The organism is Rosistilla carotiformis (genome assembly GCF_007753095.1).
GTDB classification, from domain to species: Bacteria; Planctomycetota; Planctomycetia; order Pirellulales; family Pirellulaceae; genus Rosistilla; species Rosistilla carotiformis.
The window spans coordinates 1,730,060-1,751,132 of record NZ_CP036348.1 but is presented as its reverse complement, the minus strand read 5'-3'; the positions used below and the strand labels follow the sequence as shown (position 1 = coordinate 1,751,132).

Here is a 21,073-nt window from a genome sequence, read left to right as displayed (position 1 = left end):
AGAGGCCGCTGCGTCGGGCAGCGGCCTCTCCATCGTTGTTCTATCGTTTGACGTCGGCAACGCGAGCGACGACTACGACACGGTCTTGGCGAACGCGCGGACGTCGGCTTCCATCGCCGCCAAGCGATCGGTGAGCTTAGCTTTGGCCGCTGGCAGATCTTGCGACTCTTCAGGTGGCAGATAGGTAAAGACGTAGAATTTCACCTTCGGCTCGGTTCCGCTCGGGCGAACGGCGAAGTAGTTCCCCGACTGGTCGAGATCCAAAATCACCAGATCGCCGTCGGGACCGTCCAACGGCGACGTCGAACCGTCGGCTGCGGTGATCGTCTTGGCGGTGTAATCGCGGACCTGAGCGACCTTCATGCCGCCGATCTCCTTGGGCGGATCCTGGCGATACTTGGCCATCAACTTGGTCATCAGCGCCATTCCCTCGCTACCTTCCATCATCACGTTGATCAGATGCTCGGCGTGCAGGCCATGGGTTTGCGAGAGCGAATCGAGCTGCTGGTGGATCGTTTTTCCTTCGCTCTTCAGCTTCGCCACCAATTCGCTCATCAACATGCAGGCCGCCGCAGCGTCTTTGTCGCGGGCGTATTTACCGATCAGGTAGCCGTGCGATTCTTCGAAGCCGAAAGCGAACTTGTCGGCTCCTTCGCGATCCATCACGCCAGCGATGTATTTGAATCCGACGAGGTTGTTGTTCTCGCAGCGGCAGCCGTAATGTTCGGCGATCCGGCCGGCCATCGCGGTGGTGACCAACGTGGTGACGATGTAATCGTCGCTGCAAAGGCTCCCTTCGGCCTTGCGGCTGCTGAGCACATAATCGGTCAGCAACGCGCCGATCTGGTTGCCGGTCAGCGTCGCCCAAGGGCTGCCCGCTTCGGTCGTCAACGGGGCCGCACATCCCAAGCGATCGCAATCGGGATCGGTTGCCATTACGAGATCGAAGCCTTCTTTGCTGGCTTGTTCGATCGGCGCGTCGAAGACTTGTTTGTTCTCGGGATTGGAAACGTGCCCGGGGACGTTGGGGAAATCGCCGCTTGGTTCGGCGTGCGGTTGGAAGACTTCGACGTCGGAGAATCCAATGCGTTCCAGAACCGGCAGGACCGCAGCCGATCCAACGCCGTGCAGTGGCGTGAACAAGATCTTCGCGTCGCGCGGGCCGCTGAAACTGCACGCTGTCACGCTGTCGGTGAACGCCTTGTCGATCTCTTCGGTGCAGATCTCGACGCGTCCGTCGGCCAATGCGTCGGCAAACGCAACGACTTCGATCGCGTCGGTCGACATCACGCGATCGATGATCGCTTTGTCGTGCGGCGGCAGAACTTGACCGCCCGTCGACCAATAAACCTTTACCGCGTTGTCGCTTGGTGGATTGTGGCTGGCGGTGACCATGATGCCACAGCTGCAGTGCTTTTCGCGGACGGCGAAGGAGAGCTGCGGCGTGGCGCGATAGTCGTCCAAGAAGTAGACTTTAAAGCCGTTGGCGACCATGATCCCGGCGCACAATTCGGCGAAATGCCGAGACTTGTGCCGCGTGTCATAAGCGATCGCACACGACAGCCCGCTGGCCGAACCCTCGTGCTGTTGCTTGACATAAGTCGCCAGCCCTTGAGCACTTTCACCGATCGTGCGGTCGTTGATCGCGTTGGATCCAAAATCGTACATCCGCCCGCGACGGCCACCGGTGCCGAACGGGATGATCGTCCAGAAGACGTCGTCCAACTTTTGCCACTTTTCGTCTTCGATGTGCCGCAGGATATCGTTGCGATAAGCGGCATATCGGTCTTCGCTGAGCCACGCGCGGAGATTCTCGACGGCACCGGCGGTCAATTTGCCCGCGGTATGAGCTGTTGCGATTTGTGCAAGCGCCGTTTCAACCGTGATCGTGGGGGCTGTTTGTGTCATGGGGATCGCGTATTCTTTCGTTTGTTAGGTGACCCGATGGGGGTAGCGGTTCGATTGCCGGGCCGTGGCAAAATCAATGGATTGCAAGTTGAAAAAAGGCTGAAAACTTCAGTCTGCTGAGATTCTAAAGCCTGGGTATTGGGGCTGGCAACCAGCAGCCGGGCGGACTCGTAAGCTGAGATTAGTAAAAGGGTAAAACGAAAAGATGTCGGAACTGATTATTAGCGTCAGCGGATTGCGAGGGATTGTCGGGGAGACGCTGACTCCGCCGGTGGCAGCCCGCTATTTGGCAGCTTTTTGCAACCAATTGACCGAACCGGGCCCCGTCGTCCTCTCTTACGACGGCCGGACCAGCGGACCGATGTTGCGCGATCTGGCCGCCGCGGCGGTCGTCGCCTGTGGCCGCGATGTGTTGGACGCCGGCGTCGCCGCCACGCCGACCGTCGGCGTGCTGGTGAAACAGTTTAATGCGGCCGGAGCCGTCCAGATCTCCGCATCCCACAATCCTCCCGCCTACAACGGCATAAAACTCTTCTCCGCCGCCGGCCGCGTGTTGGATGCTGCCAGCGGAGCCAAGGTCCGCGAGCTGTACCTGAACGATTCGATCTCGTGGAAGGCGGCCGACGCTTTGGGCAGCTGCTGCGCTATCGACGATCCGCACGCATCGCACTTGGACGCCGTGTTGGCGACTGTCGATGTCGAAGCGATCCGCAAACGGAACTTCTCCGTCGTCTTGGACAGCAACCACGGATCGGGAAGCACGCTGGGACGGCGGCTGCTCGAAGCGCTCGGCTGCCGAGTGATCGTATTAGGAGACGAGCCCAACGGCCTGTTTGCCCATCCTCCCGAACCGCTGGCCGAAAATTTGCAAGGCGTTTGCGAGACGATCAAGAGCCGAGGCTGCGACGTCGGTTTCTGCCAAGATCCCGACGCCGACCGACTGGCGTTGATCGATGCCGCTGGCAAGTTCATCGGTGAAGAATACACCGTCGCGATGTGCGTTCAGCGGGCGATGATGAAACAGCCTGGCCCGATCGTGATCAATCTGGCGACCAGCAGCATGTCGCAGCAGGTGGCGATCGACGCCGGAGCGACTCCGTATCGCAGCGCCGTCGGCGAAGCGAACGTTGCCGACATGATGATCGCTCGCGCGGCGGTCTACGGCGGCGAAGGAAACGGCGGCCCGATCGATCCAGCCGTCGGATATGTTCGCGACAGCTTTGTCGGTATGGCTCACGTCTTGGAGCTGATGGCGACCAGCGGCAAATCGATAGCTGAACTGGCGGCGGAACTGCCGCGGTTTGAGATCTACAAAGCGAAAGCGGAGATCGGCCGCGAAGCGCTTCCGGCAGCGATGGACCAGATTGCGGCGGAGCTGCCCGATGCAGAGGTCAGCCGGATCGATGGGCTACGATTATCGTGGTCCGACCGCTGGCTGTTGGTCCGCGGCAGCAACACCGAACCGATCGTCCGCTTCATCGCCGAAGCCCCCACGCTCGACGAAGCGAAAGCTCTCTGCGACCGAGCCGAACAGATCGTCAACGCCTGCACTTAAACGTTCTACCAGATGGAGCTTGTAGAGGATTCTGCCGCTCCGGTTCGACTTTCTTATGACTACTGATTGAAGTCCGAGGGGGCTCGGACTTCGATCGTCGGCTTCTTGCCGTAGATGACTCCGGTATGGCTGGTGGCATCCATATCGGAGATTAGTTTGGCGTAGAAGGGACGGTAGGCTTTGATCTTTTCGATGGCTGCGTCGCGTTTCGATTTGGAGTTTTCAAACGACTTGCGGTCAGCGACGGTTGCCGTTTTCGTGAGCCCCCGACCGGCCATGACCATCGCGTTGACCGTGTGCAGCGTGTAGTTGTGGTGATTGATCAAGCGGTGCAGCCTGTCGAGTTCGTCCTTCGACATCTGTTTGCGATTGTCAAAGTAGATGCGGTCCATCCGATCTTTCATCTGTGCCGCGATGGGCCAATAGGCGGCAAGATACATGCCCGGATTGTTCGCTCCCGGGTAGCGGTTGAAGAACGAAGCGATCATCGGTTCCTTGTTGGCATCGCCCGGTCCCTCGCGAAAGGTTTTTGCAAGCTGCGATTCCAGTAGATCGTAATACGCCTTCACCGATTCGCCGGCGACACCGTAGAGCGCGGAATAGTAGTCGCGCTCGGCGGCTTCGGCATCAAAGTCGTGATCCCACATCAGCCGCGCCAGAAGATAGTGACCGGCGCCGAGCAGTTCATAAGACCGGGCGATGTAGTGGTATCCGCCGTCGACTCCATGCGTCTGCTGTGCGCGGCACTTTTCGATCAAGTGCTTCGTGACCGGAGCAATCATGTACAGCGGCGTCTGATCGTAGTGCCAGATGTCGTATTTGTAGAACGTCCCGGCCGCCCGATGCCAGCCGCGTTCCATCGCCGCTTCAGACCAGCGGTCCCCTTCGTAAAACGCTCCCTGGCTGAAACCGCTGTTGGTCGGATGGACGAGAAATAACATCGGATGCGGTTTCACTCGCTTCGGCGGATACTTGCAATCGAGGTAGATGATCACTCCCAGCCGCTTGTCCGGATGTTCCTTCGAAACCCGCTCGGCCACCTGATTGCTGAACGTAAGGATGCGATCGGTGGTGATCCGGCGACCATCGGGGCGAACGTCGCCGCTGTCCAGAGCTAGGCATTTTCTGCACTCACAAAATTTCCGACCGTCATTGGCGGCAATCGAAAACATCTGGGAGTTCGGCGTCTTGTCGAAGTATTCGATCGCGGCGTTGGCGAAGTGTTCGACGACTTGCGGATTGCTGGTACAAACCTGCCCACCTCGTTTCTCCGCGTAGTGTTTTGGGTAGCGTCTGCCATTGATTTCCGCAAACCATTCCGGATGCGATTTGCCGTAGACGTCGGGCGACATGACGCGATGCCAGTTGTGTTCGTGGCGAACATCGATCGGATGCCCCAGCCGCAGCCGGCGACCATAGATTTGATTCGCCAGTCCGGCGGGAGACTTTGTGAACTGCCGATACATGCAATCGGGAGCGTCAGTCAGATCGATCGGCTCGATTGCAAGGTCCTTCTGAGGCGGTGTGATCGTCCCCAGATCATCGTGCCAGGCGAACAGCATTCCGTACGCGCGTTCGAGAAACGCGTAGGTGCCAAACAGCGTTCCCGGTTCCATCCCGATGCTGCCGGTAACGCGATGCGCACCGGCACCGGGAGTATCTCGCCCGACGATATGGATGTCCTGCCCCACGGTGCGAATACGGAAGCCTTCCGAATCCAGCCCCGCCGCCGTCACGCCCGCCTTATCCGACCAGGGATTGCGTCCGAAGAAGATAGTCGGCGTTCCCTCCACCGGCTCGGCAACGCGGACTGGCTCGGTTCCCGTCGCCTTGGCCACCAAGTCTCGATACTCCTTCAACGCCATCACGGCCGTAGGATCGGCTTCGTCGTTTGGCAGGCAGATCATGTTGTGTATTGGATGGCCATCTTTGACAAGCACGATGCTTGCCGGCGCCGTCTGCTGGGCTGCCGCCCCCCGACAGGCAAAAGAAATCAACGCAAAAACTGCGACGATCGATGACTTCATAGCGAATCGATGCATGGACACTCGCAACTCCCGGTTTCGGATTCGATTCATGATTCGAGTTGCCCATTAAACGCTTGTCGTATTTGAAATGACCATTCATCGTCCCCAAGTCGACGCACACGAATCCTGCAACTTCGATGCAGGGCGTGCTGCGATCGACCAAGTCGACTCGCGTTCACTTCGATACGTCACGAAGAACCGCATTGAAAGGTTCGCCAACCCGACCATTGTACGACCGGTTCGGGTTGAAATCATTGCTGAACGTTTAGAAATCCATCCCTTCGGGAATCGGGGCTTCAAACGATAACCGTTGCTGAGTTTTCGGATGTCGAATGGAAAGGCTGGACGCATGCAAGCACAGGCGTCCCAGTGGGTTGGTGGTGGCGCCGTACTTCGCGTCGCCTGCAATGGGGTGCCCGATGGCGGTCATCTGCGCACGAATCTGGTTTTTCTTGCCGGTTTTCAGTTGGACGCGAAGCAACGTATGGGCGTCGCCCGCGTTCAGGGTTTCATACGACAGCGTTGCTTTGATGGCGTCGGGAGTTTTCGCTGTAGAGGCGTGGACGACCAATCGCTCGTCCTCCTTCAAAAAGTGAGTGAGGGTCGCGTGCGGCGGTTTGGGGAAGCCTTCAACGAGCGCGTGGTAAATCTTTGTCGAAGCACCCCAATTCGTCTGGATCTGCTTTTGGGCGACCTCCGTTTTGGCGAGCAGAAGGACGCCCGACGTAAAGAGGTCGAGGCGTTGGACGATATAGCAACGCTGACGCTGCGCTGCGAGCGATTGATTGACAATCGCTTCGACAGTTCGTTTCTTCTCGTGCTTGTTGCCGACGGTTAGCATTCCGTTGGGTTTGTTGATCACAAGGATCGAGGCGTCTTCAAACAGCACGTCAAACGGCAACACGCGGTTGACGACCGCCCGCTGGTCGCGAATCTCCACGGTATCGCCGGGGCCCACAGGGGTCGCATGCTGCGTCACGGAGGCTCCGTTAACGTGGACCAAACCGCTGCGCAGGATCTCTTTCACACGCGTGCGTTTGGTGTCGCGGAGCGTCGCGATCAGGTGAGCCAGCAAGCCGGTCGGCTGCGACGGATTGGGCAAGGTTCGGGTGGCCATGGATCTCAGGGGAAAGCAGGGGAACTGGGAAGGGTGAAATGATTTTGAACGATATTCATGGTGGCAAGAAGTGGTATAACTGGCAGAAACGGAACGAATTCGCCGAAGTCCGGCCGCCGTGATGCCGACGATACCCATTGATATTTGGGCTTGCCGTTGGCTGTCGGGTGCATCTGCGCCGGATTGGTGAGATCGCAAATTGTCTGTTGTTCGAACTCTCGTAAAGGACCCTCCACATGCCGCGCGGAAAAACTTACGCCAATGCATCGCAAGCTATTGGCGACACCCCGATGATTCAAATCAACCGCCTGATCCCCAGCGATCAAGCGACGGTGTTTGCCAAGTGTGAGTTCTTCCAACCGCTCAACAGTGTCAAAGACCGGATCGGCGTGGCGATGATCGAAGCTGCGGAGAAGTCGGGGACCCTGAATTCGGAAACGCACATCATCGAACCGACCAGCGGCAACACGGGGATCGCGCTGGCCTTCGTGTGTGCCGCCAAAGGCTACAAATTGACGCTGACGATGCCCGAATCGATGTCGGTCGAACGCCGCGCACTGCTGCGTGCGATGGGTGCCAACCTGGTTTTGACCCCCGCCGCCGAAGGCATGAAAGGTGCGATCAACCAAGCAGCAGAACTTGTCGCAAAGGGGGACAACGCTTGGATGCCACAACAGTTTGAAAATCCGGCAAACCCCGCGATTCATGAGGCGACTACCGGCCCAGAGATCTGGGAAGACAGCGGCCATGACATCGATGTCTTGATCGCAGGCGTGGGAACCGGCGGCACGATCACGGGCGTGTCGCGATACATGAAAAGCGTCAATCCGAACTTCAAAGCCATCGCTGTCGAGCCCAAGCATTCGCCAGTGATCAGCGGCGGGGCGCCCGGGAAGCATCGAATTCAAGGCATCGGCGCTGGTTTTATCCCTGGCAACCTGGACATGTCGATCATTGATGACGTGGTGCTGGTCGATGACGAAGACGCGTTTGAAACCGCACGCCAACTTGCCAAGCAAGAAGGGATCATGGCCGGGATCAGCAGCGGAGCCAACATGTGGGCCGCTCAGCAAATCGCCGCTCGCCCGGAATACCAAGGCAAGCGGATCGTGACGATCATGTGCAGCTTGGGCGAACGCTACCTGAGCACGCCGCTGTTCAGCGACCAATAAATCAGCAACGCCCAATGGCCGGTTCGACCGACCGTCACTGCGACGACGTCAAGCAGTGGCGGTTGGCCATCGAGATCCCGCTGACGATCGCTCCCACGATCCCGACGAAGCCCTGATCGGTACCGCACAGGAACAGATTCGACAGGTGTGTCTGTCCGTCGAGTTGCTTATCGGGAGCGCCGTAGATCGCGCCGTTGTCGTGCCAGGTGAACCGGCGGATCGTCTTGGGCGTAAAAACGTCGGTATCGATCACATGACGCCGAAAGTCGGGCATGAACCGAACCGCGGCATCGATCGCTTCATCGTATTGAACCGTCTTTTGCCGACGGTAATCCTCTTCCGATAACGCGCACCATCGGTCGTGATTGGCCAACGTCGTGATTCGAATCACACCATCGGGCAATTGGCCATCCGAATCGTCGTACAGGTAATTGTTGGGTGAACAGACGACGCCGGTGCGTGGATCGCAAAGCGTGCCTTCCGGTCGTTCCCAGTGGAATCGCGGGCTGTCGTTATAGAACAGGATCGTCCGATCGAATCCGATCTGCTTCGGCTGACGGTCGAGGATCGAGATCGATTCGATAAACGATAACTGCCCGGCACGGGCAACGTCGACTTGCGTGATGTCGTCGCACAACCGCATCGTTTCGATCTGGCCGGCCGATGAAAGGATTCGCTTGCCGCGAATCTCCGTCCCGTCGTCCAGCACCACGCCGACGGCGTGATCCCCTTCGACATGAATCCGCTCGACTCCGCTGCGAAGCTTCAATTCCCCACCCAGCCCACGGAATTTGCGGACAAGATTCTTCAGGATCAATCGGACGCCTTTAAATGGACGGGCGAAGCCTTCCATGTAGCAGGCGCGGAACATGATGCAGAACTGGCCAAAGTCCATGTCCTGCTGACGAGCATTGCCATACCACATCAACGGGCACAGCAGCATTTCGATCAATAGAGGATCGGTGATCGTTTCTTCCAGGACCTGCCGCGTTGAGACATTAAACGACGCCTCGTCGAGGTCGTCGTAGTCGAGCAGCCGGGCGAGCAGTTTCTGAAAATTGTCCTTCTGATGCGGGAACTGCTTAGCAACATCCGCTTCCAAAATTTTGATGTCGTTACCAAAATTCAGTTCGACATCGGGAAAGCGGATCGCCGATCCGACCGCAGGGACCAATTGAAAATCGTCCCAGCGGAAGCGCAGCTGACGCAGCAGTTTCGCCAACGGACCACGTTTGCTTCCCTTCTCGGTGAAATTCGTAACCGCATGCAGACCGACGTCGTAATCGCGGCCCCCTTGGCGGTAGAACGAATTCAAGCCGCCGATGGTGTAATGCTTCTCGAGAATGCAAACACGTTGGTCGAAGTAGGCCAAGCGAATGCCTGCGGCCAACCCAGACATCCCCGCACCAATGATGATGGTGTCGTAGACGTCTTCACGCGGCGGATCGGTGGGGGATTGGGCCGTAGACAATGCGGATTGGCTTACAGGAAGGGATTCGCTAGCTGCGAACGATGTCTTTCATCTTCGGTTCCAGGTAGGTCACGGTGCTCTGCATGCTTGCCAGTTGACCGTACTCTTCTTCTGGAATCTGCACACGGTGCCGCTTACGCAACTCCATCACGATGTCCAGGAAGTCCATGCTATCGAGTTCCAGCTGTTCACGGAACGGCTTGGCATCCTCTAAATTGCTCAGATCCTCATCGGGAGCGATGTCGCCGAGGATGTCGATAATCTCTTCGCGAATGTCTTCAGGCGTCATAACGTCCTTTTCTCCTGGATATTTTCAAACGCGGACCGCTGGTCCGCCTCGTGGGTGGAAATCGTGGCGCAGGGCACCGACGCATCATAAAGGGTTCACTCAATTCTCAACAGGCTTGATCAATCAAAACCGGCGAATGATCACGACAGAATTGATTCCAAGCATTCCAAAGGAGTTATTTAAGACGTATTGCACGTCATCCAACCGCTTCGGTTCGTTGAGCACCAGCCCTGGTAATTCGCAGGCAGGATCCAATTGGTCAACGTTGATCGTGGGATGGCAGATGGAATCCTTGAACGCTGAAAGGTTTCCCGCCAGTTCCAACGCGCCCGCAGCCCCCATCGCGTGGCCGATGTAGCTTTTGGTGTTGTTGAAGTGGACATTTTCACAGCCCGCAAACGCCTCACGCAACGCCAAGCACTCCTGCGCGTCGCCGCTGCTGGTACCGGTCGCGTGCGTGCTGACGATATCGATCTGATCAGGAACCATGCCCGCCCGTTTGAGTGCTTTCGCCACACATTGGGCCTGTCGTTCAGGATTGGGTAAAACGAAGTCGGTGGCATCGGTGTTCATTGCATAGCCGACCAATTCGCCATAGATTTCCGCACCGCGACGACGTGCATCGGACAAACGTTCGAGCACGTAAACACAGCCCCCTTCGGCGACGACGATGCCATTGCGATCGACGTCAAACGGCCGCGAGGCAAGCTCGGGATTTTCATGCGTCGCCAATGCGCCCTGGCTGTTGAAACCGGCGAAGATCCCAAAGGTGTGGATGCTTTCGGAAACGCCCCCCGCCAATGCGAGATCGCATTCGTTCAACCGCAACATCTGAGCGCCTTGAATCAGCCCGGCGTTACCCGCCGCACATGCGGCACCGATCGTGTAATGCGGCCCGGTGATCCCCATATTCAGGGCAATTTCGCCCGCCGGGCTGTTGGCGACCGTTCGCGGATTGTGATGGTGCGACCAATATTTGGTGTCGTAATCGAAGCCTTTTATCTCGTAGATTTCGTTTTCGGTCTCAACGTTTCCGTGTTCGGTGACGCCAAGATAGACCCCAACATTTGATTTGTCGGTGTTCGCCCAATCGATCCCGCTGTGCAAAATCGCTTCGTTGGCGGCATAGATCCCAACGCTGCCGGCGCGGGTTCCGCGACGGATGTCCTTGCGACTCTGGTGGCGTTGGGCGTCAAAGTCGCAGACACCGGCCAAGGTTTTGCCAAAGTAGCGGATCTCGTAGTTGGTCACACCGCTGCGGCCCGAAAGCAACGCTTCGCGAAAGGTGCCCCAATCGTTGCCATTGGGGGCGGTTAAACCGATCCCGGTGATTACGATCCGTTGTTCGTCAGGCAGTTGGAAAGAGCTGTCAGCGGCGGTCACATGTATCTCTCTTGAAGAGGCCCCGAAACCCTGTAATTTAAATCTTTTCCGACCCACCGCAAGCCGATCGCCGGAGAGCTTACCGAACCGTTACTTGGACAACAACTGCACGACCGCGGCGTGATTGTTCTTCTGTGCAAAGCTGAGTGCGGTGTCGCCATCGATATCTTTTGCGTCTCGATTGGCCTGTTTTGCGAGCAGCATTTTGCAAATTTCGATCTGCCCTTCGGCGGCGGCAAACATCAAAGCGGTAAAGCCTTCGACATTGTCGGCCAGGTTGACTTCCGCTCCCGCCTCCAACAAACGCTTGACCGTTGCGTTGTTCGACCCCGACGAAGCATACATCAGCGCGGTTCGGGCCGACGCATCCTTCGCGTTAACCTTTGCGTTGTTCCGCAGTAACAGATCGACCACTGCGGTATGGCCGTCGAACGCGGCGAGCATCAGCGCCGTTCGCCCTTGTTCGTCCGCCCCACCGACCTGAAGCCCCTGATCGATTCCTTGGCGGACCGGTTCGATCAGCCCCTGCGCCGCGGCGTTGCGGAAATCGCCGAGCGTGATCGGGGTAATCTTTTCGGTGACCGTATCCTCGGTGCCGGGTGCCGCTTCTTCGGCGAGATCCGCTTCGGCGACAGGCGACGGCGGCTGCGCGTCGGTCTGTTGCGAACCACGGTCACATCCAAGTAAGACCAACCCCAGAAGCCAAACGAGGTGGCAGAATCCATTTTTCATCGAGACGATCCCCATCGATTACATAATTCAAAGTCGTACCGCGGCAAGTGAGCCAAGACTATCGAACCACGAACCCCTCGGTCGAAGCAAGCACCGTAGGCGTTTCATTTTCCGATTTACGCACCTTTTCTGAACAACGAAATAAATTCTAAACCTTTGTCTTCACTGGGCTTAGGAGCATTGAATCAGAATTGCCCTCGCCCAACCCATGCACGGGTAGGTACACTATGGACCGGCAATCCAAGGCTGGGGATCGGCGGACCAAAACGCGCGACCGGGGCGGGGCCGTTGCCACGCGAGCGGACCGCGCGGCAGGGAAGCGAGATTTGGAGACAAGGCAATGTTGACAACGACACGACACGACCCGAACGTCACGCTGACGCTACGGGGCAAAAACTCTCGAACCGTCGATCAAGAACTGGTCTCGCGTTACGAAGAGGTGCTTTCCAACAAGAAGCTGAACTGGACCACCTACCATCGTCTGGGGAAACTGTTGGGCATGGGGGGACAGGGTAAGGTCTACCTGTCGGCACGCCGTGGAACCGATGGATTCACATTGCCCGTCGCCATGAAGGTGTTTTCACCGGAGCGTTATAGCGACGTCCGCGATTACGAAGCGGCGATGTCGCGGATCGCGGGAATCGCCGCCCGGGTGGCGATGATCCAAAACGATAACGTCTTGGACGTTCAGAACTTCGTCGAACGCAACCGCATTCGAATCATGGTGATGGAATGGGTCGACGGCTACGATCTGCAGGCGCTGCTGCGTCCGCAAAAGCTGAAACTGCTCGAAGGCAATGTCAGCAAGCCGCGCTGGAAATATGTCAATGAAGTGATTCTGACCAAGGGCCCGATTCAAAACCGTTTTAAAGCGGGCGTGGCGGTAGCGATTTTACGCGAGTGCCTCGAAGCCTTGGCGGCGCTTCATCGCGAAAGCATTGTCCATGGCGACATCAAGCCATCGAACATCATGTTGAAGAAGTCCGGTCACAGTAAGTTGATCGACATCGGTTCGGCGTACGACTACCGCACTCCGCCGATCGACCGTTCCTGCACGCCGGTCTATGCAGCGCCGGAAGTTTTGGAGCACGACAATGCGACCCCCAAGAGCGATCTGGCGAGCCTAGGGTATGTACTGATCGAAATGCTCAGCGGCCGCCCGCCATTCCGTGGCGACATCTCGCTTCGGGAACTACTGCAAGCAAAACGCGAACTACCGCAACGGTTGAACGAAGTTTTGCCGGCAGAAGTCACCTGCAACGCACTGCTGATGAATTTCTGCCGCGGTCTAATCGCCCCCGATCCCAACCGCCGCTTTCCCAGTGCCGAAGCGGCCGAACACGTCGAACAAGGAGCCGCCGCGTTCCATCGCCAACTGGTGCTCAGCGACATGTCGACCGAATACGACAACGACATCCGCCTGTGGCTGGAGGAGCTGAACCGGATCGAGCTGTCGCTGGAAAAAGAACGCGAAGAGAACGAAGACCCCAGCGGCAACGAAAACGAATCGATCGTTTAGATCGACGCGGGCGCCGAGGCCGCTCAATCCGTGATCACATGTGGATCGGCGACCGCACGCAATTAGGCGGCGGCTCGCTGCTGCCGAAACAGATCCTGGTACAACGCCAACGTTGCGTCGACCATGCGAGGTGTGGTGAATCGAGTGAGAGCAAAGTCTTGGGCACGCGTTAAGGCCTGCTCATCCGCTGGCGAATCGAGCTGACGATAGAGTTGTTCGGCCAACTGGCCTTCGTCATCCACGGGAACGACCGCCGCGAATGGCCCATCGGCCTGCATTCGTGGTTCGATCCCTAGCACATCGCTTAAGCCGCCAACGGCGGTCGCAACAACTGGTCTCTTCAGCATCATCGCAGCTGCGACCGTTAAACAGAGCCCTTCGTCACGAGCCGGATGGGCGATCACATCGGCGGCGGCGAGCAGGGTGTTTGCATCGTCGCGAAATCCGAGCAGCCGCACCTCGTTAGCAAGCCCAAGCGTTTCGATCTGCTGTTCCAACACCGCCCGTTGACGGCCTTCACCTGCGATTACCGTGAGTGCTTTGCAGCCTTTGTATCGGAGCAATGCAGCGGCGTCGATCAATGTCGAATGTCCTTTGCAGGAGAACAGGTTCCCCACGGCAACGATAATTTTCTGATGCTCGCTACCTAGCAGGTCGCTTCGCAGACGCTCGACATCCGCAGGCAGCACCTGTGGAGGGTCGATCGCTGCATGAATCACCTGAGTCCACGCGGGCGAAAGACCGCGTGCGCCGCATGCATCCGCAACCGCATGGGAAACGCAGATCACCTTCTGCGAAAGCCGGTGATATTTGGCCGTAGAGCGGATCGGAAACATCGTATGCCGCATCGAGACAACGCGAAGCGACTTCAATCCGGCAGCCGCCAGCCCCATTCGTGATAAGGAACGCGAATCATTGCAGTGTAACACGGCGGGCCCCAAAGACTTCATCCACTGGCGCATCCGCCAAATCGCCGCTGGGCTTTTTCGCGAAGCATCGCACTGACCAATCTCCGGCAACCTATCTTGCATTCGTTGAGCAAGTTGCCCAGCGACGGGTGCTAACAATCGAACCTCAACACCGCGAGCTAACAATCCCTGAGCCAGAGCAAACAGATAGGCTTCCCCACCACCCCACGTCGACTGAGTCGATGCGAGGACGACGCATGTGGGAGGACTAAGGCACGGGCTGGCAGTTGTTGTCACGGAATATTCCAAGGTTTAAAAGCAAATCGCCCCATTCAGCACGTTCGGCATTACGCCGCACAACGCGTCGCGATTGGATGTCCCAGTTGGTGTTCGCCGATCCATTTGCGACATGGAATCGCAGCACCATCGAGCGTTCCAGCGTGGAACCAAGGCGATGGATAGTAGACACGTCGCGTTTCGGATTCCGCAGCCAAATAGGCTCCCCACCAACTGAACGAACTGTTGGCAATCACGGCGTGTCGGCACTTGCTAATAAGATAAAGATCTTCATGACAGGTGGAACCGTCGTTGTGCGTCACCGGCGTGAAGGGGATACCGACATCCAAATTCTCCAAACACCAGGGAATATCGTTGGAAAACAAAAAGATCTGCGGATTGGCAACGTGCTGGCGAAGATCTTCCAGGCAACGCCGGTAGTACTCGGGCCCTAACGTTCGGAAGATCTTTTGATTTACAGGATCAGAAACGTAGTCGCCACGGCGAACATGCAATGCAACGCTTTGGGTGCTGTCCATCCGACGTGCCAGCGCTGCGGTCGCAGGCGAAACGGGATCCACCAACTGGAACTCGTCCCTTAGGTTTTCCTTCATCCCAGGAAAAAAGGCTTCCCCCTGCCAATAACCTTCCGTGTAGAGATTGAGAGGCGAGTGGAGCCATTTGTCGCGAAACCCAAACGGCTTCTCGCGACGCAATCGAAAGACGCCCGACTGTCGTGGAAACGCCCGTGCGACAAACGATTGCCAGCAGGAATACGCTTTTGATGCTCCAGAATATCTGGCAGGAACTTGATGGCGAAATTCATCCGGCAATCGTAGGGCTCGAATCGCAAATCGATCGAGCGTCATCTCGCGCAACTGGTACTCGTCAAAGGCGCTGGCATCGATGTAGTGCTCCACGCCGGCCTGTTTTGCCAAGTACGCACCGTAAGCGTACTGAAACAATTGATTGCCTAGGCCACCGATTAAGCGTGTTACGATCATTGCAAGCTCCCATCCGATCAGGTGTCCCCACTGGCAAACACTCCACGCGTCGTTGCGGGGTTCCATGCCGCGACGGACGAACGCCAACAGCTCACCAAATCACGGGTTGGATCATCTCCGACATCCCCTCAGCATGCAATATCGATTTGCATCACTCGTAAGCCGGCCTGCGGACCGACGACCACGGTCTGCTTTTGGCAACACCCGCTCCGCTTCTCACCCGCTTCGGCCAAACGCTTCTGGTGCCCCGCTGAGCTAGCGGACAACTAGCGGCATTTCCTCAATAGCTGCCCGACACTGCGAAGTGCCAACTGAAGATGTTGATTCTTGGGATACAGCCAAACCTGCTGGCGATCGCCATGCTGCATCCGTTCTCGTAACAATCCGACTAATGTTGGGAACAAATTGAGATTATCTAGGACAAGCTTCCGAGCATCGACGACCTGCTGTCGATGGGCAACATCCAATTGCTGCTCGATCCCGGAACAGACTGAATCGATCGCTTGCTGAGGCTGGAAAATGTCAATCGGCGTAAAGCTGTCTCGCGGCAAGTATTCATCCGCGTTGGGAGCACCGAAATAAAATGGATACGAAAAGCCGAGAAACGCATCGGAAATTTTCTCGCTTATGTAGTGCGGATGCGCAGTATTTTCCAACGCCAGATGGAACCGGTAGGGTGCAACCGCCTCCCATTTGTCGGCTATCGGATGATGCCCGTTGCCAAAGACATCCAGTGCTTCTCCTAGATGTTCCTTCAGATGTCGTACAAACTCCAATCGTTGACGATGCCCGGGTGTCGTCGCCTTGTTCGAGATCACGACGCTCATCACACGCTTTTTTTCCGGATACGACATCGCTGAAAGCTGGTCGTAGTCCAACGCGACGCGACATTCGGCGCCGAACTGGATACCGACGTGCCATGGAAGCGATTGCTGGCGTGCGATCAGCCCTCGATGAGCGACCTCGTGGCAGGTCAAAACCCAGCGGAACTGGCGAAGGAAGTCGCTGCGATAAGTACGCAAGGTGGGAGGTTCGCCGGAGATGAACAGAACATTCTCTGGATGGCAATATGCACGCGTCGCCTCAGGAAGACTCTCGAAGACAACCCACGCATCACAACTGACATCGGATTGGTTAAATATAAACTCAAAATCTTCCCAGATCGCACGTCCACCGGGAGTTTGGCGTGTGTAGTGCAGTTCGGGGCCACAGGTTGTCACCAATACCCGGTACATCGAGACCATCCTTCATTCAGCTGTGCAACGCGTCGCAAATAGCGAGCGAAACAAGTCTCAGCGTTGTGTTTCAAACTTTCGTTTCATTAGGCTGCGTCACGATACCTCGGAATCGGAGGGAATTGGGCCCGTTTTCCAAATGCACACGCAACCGCGGACCGCGCCGCCACCTCAATCGTCGCGCTCCAGGTACGGGCACTCAACGGGTTGGTCCCCCATTGAGATCGAAGATGCTTGCAAGCGATCTCCCATTGCCCTTGCCGCGAAGCTTTTTTGGCCCATTTTAGCGGGCCCGCTGGCGATCTTGGCCTCCGACATTTGCGGATCAATTGTTCCGGATGGGCAAGTCCGCGCCTCGCATAGGTCTCTTCGAGCAATCTCACTAAGCATTCGTCTCGCGTCCCCCCTCCATTCCATGTTCCACTGGCAGCATGCTGGCGATAGCAGAGCAAAATCTCGGGCAAATTCGCCAACTTGCCAACTTCAGCCAAACGCAACCAGAGGTCGAGATCCTCGACCCAAGCAAACTCGGGGCGATAGCCTCCCACCGATTCGATCGCCGTGCGGCGAAGCATGGACACGGGATTTGCAATCGCCGATTTCAAGACGAGATTGGCGCTGTCGATTTGTTCGTGGGAGGTCGGGTATTGAACGACGGCCAGTGCCCCGCCGCTCGAATCGATTTCAAGAATCCCCGCGCCAACAGCAACCACGTCGGGGTGCGAGTCTAGAAATTCAACCTGTTTCGCGAACCGTTCGGGCATCGCAATATCGTCTGAATCCATTCTTGCGATCAGAGGTGCGGTACACACAGCGACACCGGCGTTTGCAGCACCGACAACGCCCTGATTCGCCTGTCGAATAATTTCAACGCGCGAATCCACCGTTGCGAACCGGCCCAAAATCTCCGCGGAACCATCGGTGCTACCATCATCGACGCAGATCAACCGGAATGCGCGAAACGACTGGTGCAAAATGCTTTCAATCGCTTCGGGCAAATATCGTTCCGCATTATAGACCGACATCACAACATCAATTCTATTTTCCGATATAGCAACAGCCATGTAACATCCTAGCAAGTTTGACTAACGGTGCTTTCGGTACTGACCTGGAGTTTGGTCGCTGATTATTTCCGCGTCTGGAATGCTCATTTGCGGCGAGTGATCGGTAAACTGAGGCAAGCCATTCGACCCCTGATTGGAGAACCGCAAATCGTTGGCAGTGGAATTCGGTTTCGGCTGCTTTTGCGCCCCCCAGGGGCTGATGCTTCAATGCGAAATCGCGCACACCGATCAACGAAACACAATCCAACGTCCGGCAATCGCTCGTCGACGTTAGAGCACTGGTATAGCGAAAGAATGAGTTAGAAAACAGCCCTATCTACAGCGTCTTCTGCTGGCTCGTCCGTACTGGCGGCGCAGGCATTCCAAGCTGACCTGGACGATGATCGCCTAAAACGAACAAGATACGAAAACTACTCGCGGGACCAGGTTTTGGTTGGGAACGTTTCCCAACGCGTCGAGCTGCGACACCATATCGGAAAACGAGACCAACAACCGAGGTATTAGACTTTCGATGACCAACGCAGAAATTACAACGATCATTCCAACCTTCAGACGCCCCGATCTTCTCAAGCGGGCCGTTTCAAGCGTTCAATCCCAAAGCTATCAAAAAATAAAGATCTGCATCTACGACAATGCGTCTGGCGATGAAACCGAATCGATAGCGACGCAATTGATGAATCAAGATCACCGTATTTCGTACGTCAAACGCGACACGAATATCGGCGCGATCAATAATATGGTTGAGGCAAGTATGTGCGTCAGCACACCCCTGTATTCGATTCTCAATGATGACGACATTTTGCTGCCTGGCTTTTACCAGTCCGCTGCCCATGCGCTAAATCGATATCCGTCCGCCAACATTGCTTGCGCACGAACCGTCATCGTCGATGTTGAAACGATGCAGTGGACATTACTGAATCAACCGTGGAAGCCAGGGTTCTATGAACCATCGGTTCAGAATGCAGAAAAGATGACTCAGTCGCATTTTGTGCAAACTTCCATTCTGATGCGACGCGAAGCCAGGGATATCATCGGTCCCTTTGAGCCTTCTGGCGACGACCGAATCCAGGGAATCATTGCAGCCGTCGCGTTTCCGTTTGTTGTCGTCGACGTTATTGGCGCTGCATACACGCTCCACAAATCGACGATTTCCTCAACGGGAGGGCTGCGAGGGGGCGACCAAGATGACGTCTTTCGCCACCTGGTTTCGATAACTCAACGAATTATGGCTCTCAACATCCCCGATACTTCAAAAGGTTACCTTCTTCAGACGGTTGCCAACTTCTATGGGGATTCATTCCGACAGCGTAAGGTCGATGCGCTGCTGGGGCGGAGGCCGGATGGAATTGGGGAAGAAGAGTCAATGATCCCGAATGTTAATTGGAAACCGGCTCGATTATTGTGGCTTCTCTCGAAGCGAGGCACTTTGCCCAAATGGATGACGAAATCAATACTCAAGGCGTCGCTTGACGCTTCGGAACGTCGTCGGATTAAGCGTAGAACCAAGCGATGGAACGCTCTGCCGGACGCGGTCCGAACCTGTTTGACCGAAGGGGATAATTTTCATTCAGCCCTGCAAAACATGCTGGAGAATGAGCGTCCATAATCCTTAACAGACGCTACCTAAGCGAGACTTTCGTATAAAAACGAAATGCAATCGAATATCGATCGCACGCAAAATGACATGCTCAGCTTGATTAGCGTCGTCGCAGCCAAGCACCGGGCCAGTGCGTGACATCTTCGGTCAGTTCGCTTTCGTTAAAGGTCCACGGTGGAGCGACGAGTTCAAATTCAGGATGTGTCGCGGCAAATTCCGCGGCCGAAGCGGTTGGATGATCGTGTTCCCAGCTCGCTTCACCACGCGGTGTATCGTAGACATCTTTCATGATCCCATCGGTAGCGACGATATAAGATCCTGGGGAAACCAGATCATGATACGCATTCAATTCACCTAATACATGATCTTTCGTGTGGCAGGAATCGAGTAGTACCATCACGGTTTCACCCGGCTGAATTAGCGATTTGACTTGGTTGACGATCTCATCGCTGATCGAATCGCCTTCGACCAGCGTAATCATCGAAGCGAGTTCATGCGATTCGATCGCCTCGCGATTGTGTTTGCGGATTTCGACGTCGACACCGATCACACGACCGCGCCCCATCGCTTTCATCAAACTGGCGTAATAGACCAACGATCCACCATGAGCCACGCCAGTCTCGACGATCACATCCGGTCGCACTTGGTAGATCGCCTCTTGCGTGCGAATCATATCTTGGGACAACTGGATGATCGGGCGGCCAAACCAAGTGTAGGTGTAGATCTGTTTTTCGTTCCAACCCACTTTGGTCCAGAGGTCCGACAGCAACTCGTAACCCGCTTTCGAGTACAGCGGCAATTGCCGAGTATCGCCATTTTCCTGGATCGAAATTTGAGCTTGTTCTGTGTCTATTGAGATTTGCATTTGAAATACTACTCGTCGAAGGGTGGCGTTATAGTTTGATCGATTACGTTGAATGAGACTGAACGCGTCGAGCGTGTTTGATGGTGCTTTGGATCCCCGACCGTAAACTGGTTTGTGGTTGCCAAGCGACTTCGCGGTTCAGCCGCGTCGTGTCGGCAACGACCCAAGGCGGATCGTCTGTTGCGGTCGGTACAGCGCCCCAGCGTACACGATTCTCGCCTCCGAATTGGGAGCTGATCTCGCTGACCAATTCGCGCAGGGTTATCGGCTTGCCCGATCCGATGTTGATTGGCCCGCAAACCTTGCTGTCCAATACAGCTACCAGCGCGCTGGCAGCATCGGAAACGTACAGATAGTCACGCACTTGGCGACCGTGAGAACATTCGGGAATCTGCCCCGCGAGCAGGGCGGAGATCACCGGGCCAGGGAACCGGGCTGCTGGGCTGCCGGGTCCATACATGAAGAAGATTCGTGCTGTCGCGGCGCTTAAACCAATCTGTTCGGACCACGTTTCGAGCAACTGTGACAACGCAAGCTTGGACTTACCGTACAAAGATCGCGGCGTTAGCGGGGTGATGCTTTCGCGACACAATCCGTACTGCCAGTCGTACTCCGCGCAGGTTCCCGCGCTGACCAAACGCTGGCCGCCGCTATCTTGAAACCGTTGCATAAGATCGATACTTGCCGACAGCCAATTCAGGTTCTGCGGAGAGGTCCAGTATTGCGACGGCGCGGTTTCCCAGGCAAGATGCAGGAGATGCGTCGGGCGAATTTCTGAACACAAGCGATCGGCGGAGCCAGCTTGCAACAGATCGCCGTAATGCCACTGGATCCCATCCGACGCAGGCATCGGTTTCTGGGAGACCGCGTGGACTTCATATCCACCTGCGACTAGCAACGGTAGGCAATGGGAGCCCAGAAAACCACGAGCTCCGGTAACTAGCACCCGTT

17 protein-coding genes are annotated in these 21,073 nt (G+C 56.4%); 4 read left to right on the top strand and 13 right to left on the bottom strand.

Annotation, left to right across the window (positions count from 1 at the left end; all coding sequences use genetic code 11):
• Window positions 1-72: 72 nt before the first annotated feature.
• Window positions 73-1,908 (bottom strand): phospho-sugar mutase, encoded by a 1,836-nt coding sequence (locus Poly24_RS06490; RefSeq protein WP_145092151.1) that lies wholly within the window; start codon window positions 1,906-1,908, stop codon window positions 73-75.
• A 205-nt stretch (window positions 1,909-2,113) separates the two neighbouring features.
• On the opposite strand from Poly24_RS06490, the gene glmM reads away from it, so the two are divergent.
• The gene (gene glmM, locus Poly24_RS06485; protein WP_145092148.1) at window positions 2,114-3,463 is read left to right on the top strand and encodes a phosphoglucosamine mutase; all 1,350 of its coding nucleotides are present in this window, start codon (window positions 2,114-2,116) and stop codon (window positions 3,461-3,463) included.
• Between the two features lie 59 nt (window positions 3,464-3,522).
• Here glmM and Poly24_RS06480 read toward each other — a convergent pair whose 3' ends face one another.
• The gene (locus Poly24_RS06480) at window positions 3,523-5,490 is read right to left on the bottom strand and encodes a DUF4838 domain-containing protein (RefSeq protein ID WP_197452373.1); all 1,968 of its coding nucleotides are present in this window, start codon (window positions 5,488-5,490) and stop codon (window positions 3,523-3,525) included.
• Between the two features lie 265 nt (window positions 5,491-5,755).
• Complete coding sequence (locus tag Poly24_RS06475; protein ID WP_197452372.1) at window positions 5,756-6,607, bottom strand: RluA family pseudouridine synthase; 852 nt, start codon at window positions 6,605-6,607, stop codon at window positions 5,756-5,758.
• A 236-nt stretch (window positions 6,608-6,843) separates the two neighbouring features.
• On the opposite strand from Poly24_RS06475, the gene cysK reads away from it, so the two are divergent.
• Complete coding sequence (cysK, locus tag Poly24_RS06470; protein ID WP_145092138.1) at window positions 6,844-7,779, top strand: cysteine synthase A; 936 nt, start codon at window positions 6,844-6,846, stop codon at window positions 7,777-7,779.
• A 34-nt stretch (window positions 7,780-7,813) separates the two neighbouring features.
• Here cysK and Poly24_RS06465 read toward each other — a convergent pair whose 3' ends face one another.
• The 4 genes from Poly24_RS06465 to Poly24_RS06450 form a co-directional block, all read right to left on the bottom strand.
• On the bottom strand, window positions 7,814-9,250 hold the full coding sequence (locus Poly24_RS06465; protein ID WP_145092135.1) for a phytoene desaturase family protein: 1,437 nt from the start codon (window positions 9,248-9,250) through the stop codon (window positions 7,814-7,816).
• A 28-nt stretch (window positions 9,251-9,278) separates the two neighbouring features.
• A complete protein-coding gene (locus tag Poly24_RS06460) occupies window positions 9,279-9,539 on the bottom strand; it encodes an acyl carrier protein (protein ID WP_145092132.1) in 261 nt (86 codons plus the stop codon).
• A 123-nt stretch (window positions 9,540-9,662) separates the two neighbouring features.
• Entirely contained in the window at window positions 9,663-10,922 is a 1,260-nt protein-coding gene (locus Poly24_RS06455; RefSeq protein WP_145092128.1) for a beta-ketoacyl-[acyl-carrier-protein] synthase family protein, read from the bottom strand.
• Between the two features lie 90 nt (window positions 10,923-11,012).
• Window positions 11,013-11,654 (bottom strand): ankyrin repeat domain-containing protein, encoded by a 642-nt coding sequence (locus tag Poly24_RS06450; protein ID WP_197452371.1) that lies wholly within the window; start codon window positions 11,652-11,654, stop codon window positions 11,013-11,015.
• A gap of 340 nt (window positions 11,655-11,994) precedes the next feature.
• Between Poly24_RS06450 and Poly24_RS06445 the strand changes: the two genes are divergently transcribed.
• Complete coding sequence (locus Poly24_RS06445) at window positions 11,995-13,173, top strand: serine/threonine-protein kinase (protein WP_145092121.1); 1,179 nt, start codon at window positions 11,995-11,997, stop codon at window positions 13,171-13,173.
• A 62-nt stretch (window positions 13,174-13,235) separates the two neighbouring features.
• On the opposite strand, the gene Poly24_RS06440 is transcribed toward Poly24_RS06445, so the two are convergent.
• The 4 genes from Poly24_RS06440 to Poly24_RS27805 form a co-directional block, all read right to left on the bottom strand.
• Complete coding sequence (locus tag Poly24_RS06440; RefSeq protein WP_197452370.1) at window positions 13,236-14,378, bottom strand: glycosyltransferase; 1,143 nt, start codon at window positions 14,376-14,378, stop codon at window positions 13,236-13,238.
• 50 nt (window positions 14,379-14,428) lie between these two features.
• On the bottom strand, window positions 14,429-15,361 hold the full coding sequence (locus Poly24_RS06435; RefSeq protein ID WP_145092114.1) for an alpha-1,2-fucosyltransferase: 933 nt from the start codon (window positions 15,359-15,361) through the stop codon (window positions 14,429-14,431).
• A gap of 266 nt (window positions 15,362-15,627) precedes the next feature.
• The gene (locus tag Poly24_RS06430) at window positions 15,628-16,596 is read right to left on the bottom strand and encodes a glycosyltransferase family 10 domain-containing protein (protein ID WP_197452369.1); all 969 of its coding nucleotides are present in this window, start codon (window positions 16,594-16,596) and stop codon (window positions 15,628-15,630) included.
• An 86-nt stretch (window positions 16,597-16,682) separates the two neighbouring features.
• A complete protein-coding gene (locus Poly24_RS27805; RefSeq protein ID WP_197452368.1) occupies window positions 16,683-17,621 on the bottom strand; it encodes a glycosyltransferase in 939 nt (312 codons plus the stop codon).
• Between the two features lie 550 nt (window positions 17,622-18,171).
• Between Poly24_RS27805 and Poly24_RS06420 the strand changes: the two genes are divergently transcribed.
• Window positions 18,172-19,266, top strand: a complete 1,095-nt coding sequence (locus tag Poly24_RS06420) for a glycosyltransferase family 2 protein (RefSeq protein ID WP_145092105.1) — start codon at window positions 18,172-18,174, stop codon at window positions 19,264-19,266.
• Between the two features lie 91 nt (window positions 19,267-19,357).
• Here the strand turns inward: Poly24_RS06420 and Poly24_RS06415 are convergent, their stop codons facing one another.
• Window positions 19,358-20,122, bottom strand: coding sequence for a cephalosporin hydroxylase family protein (locus tag Poly24_RS06415; RefSeq protein ID WP_145092103.1), 765 nt, complete (start codon window positions 20,120-20,122; stop codon window positions 19,358-19,360).
• A 43-nt stretch (window positions 20,123-20,165) separates the two neighbouring features.
• The gene (locus Poly24_RS06410; RefSeq protein WP_231753616.1) at window positions 20,166-21,068 is read right to left on the bottom strand and encodes an NAD-dependent epimerase/dehydratase family protein; all 903 of its coding nucleotides are present in this window, start codon (window positions 21,066-21,068) and stop codon (window positions 20,166-20,168) included.
• Between the last annotated feature and the right edge of the window lie 5 nt (window positions 21,069-21,073).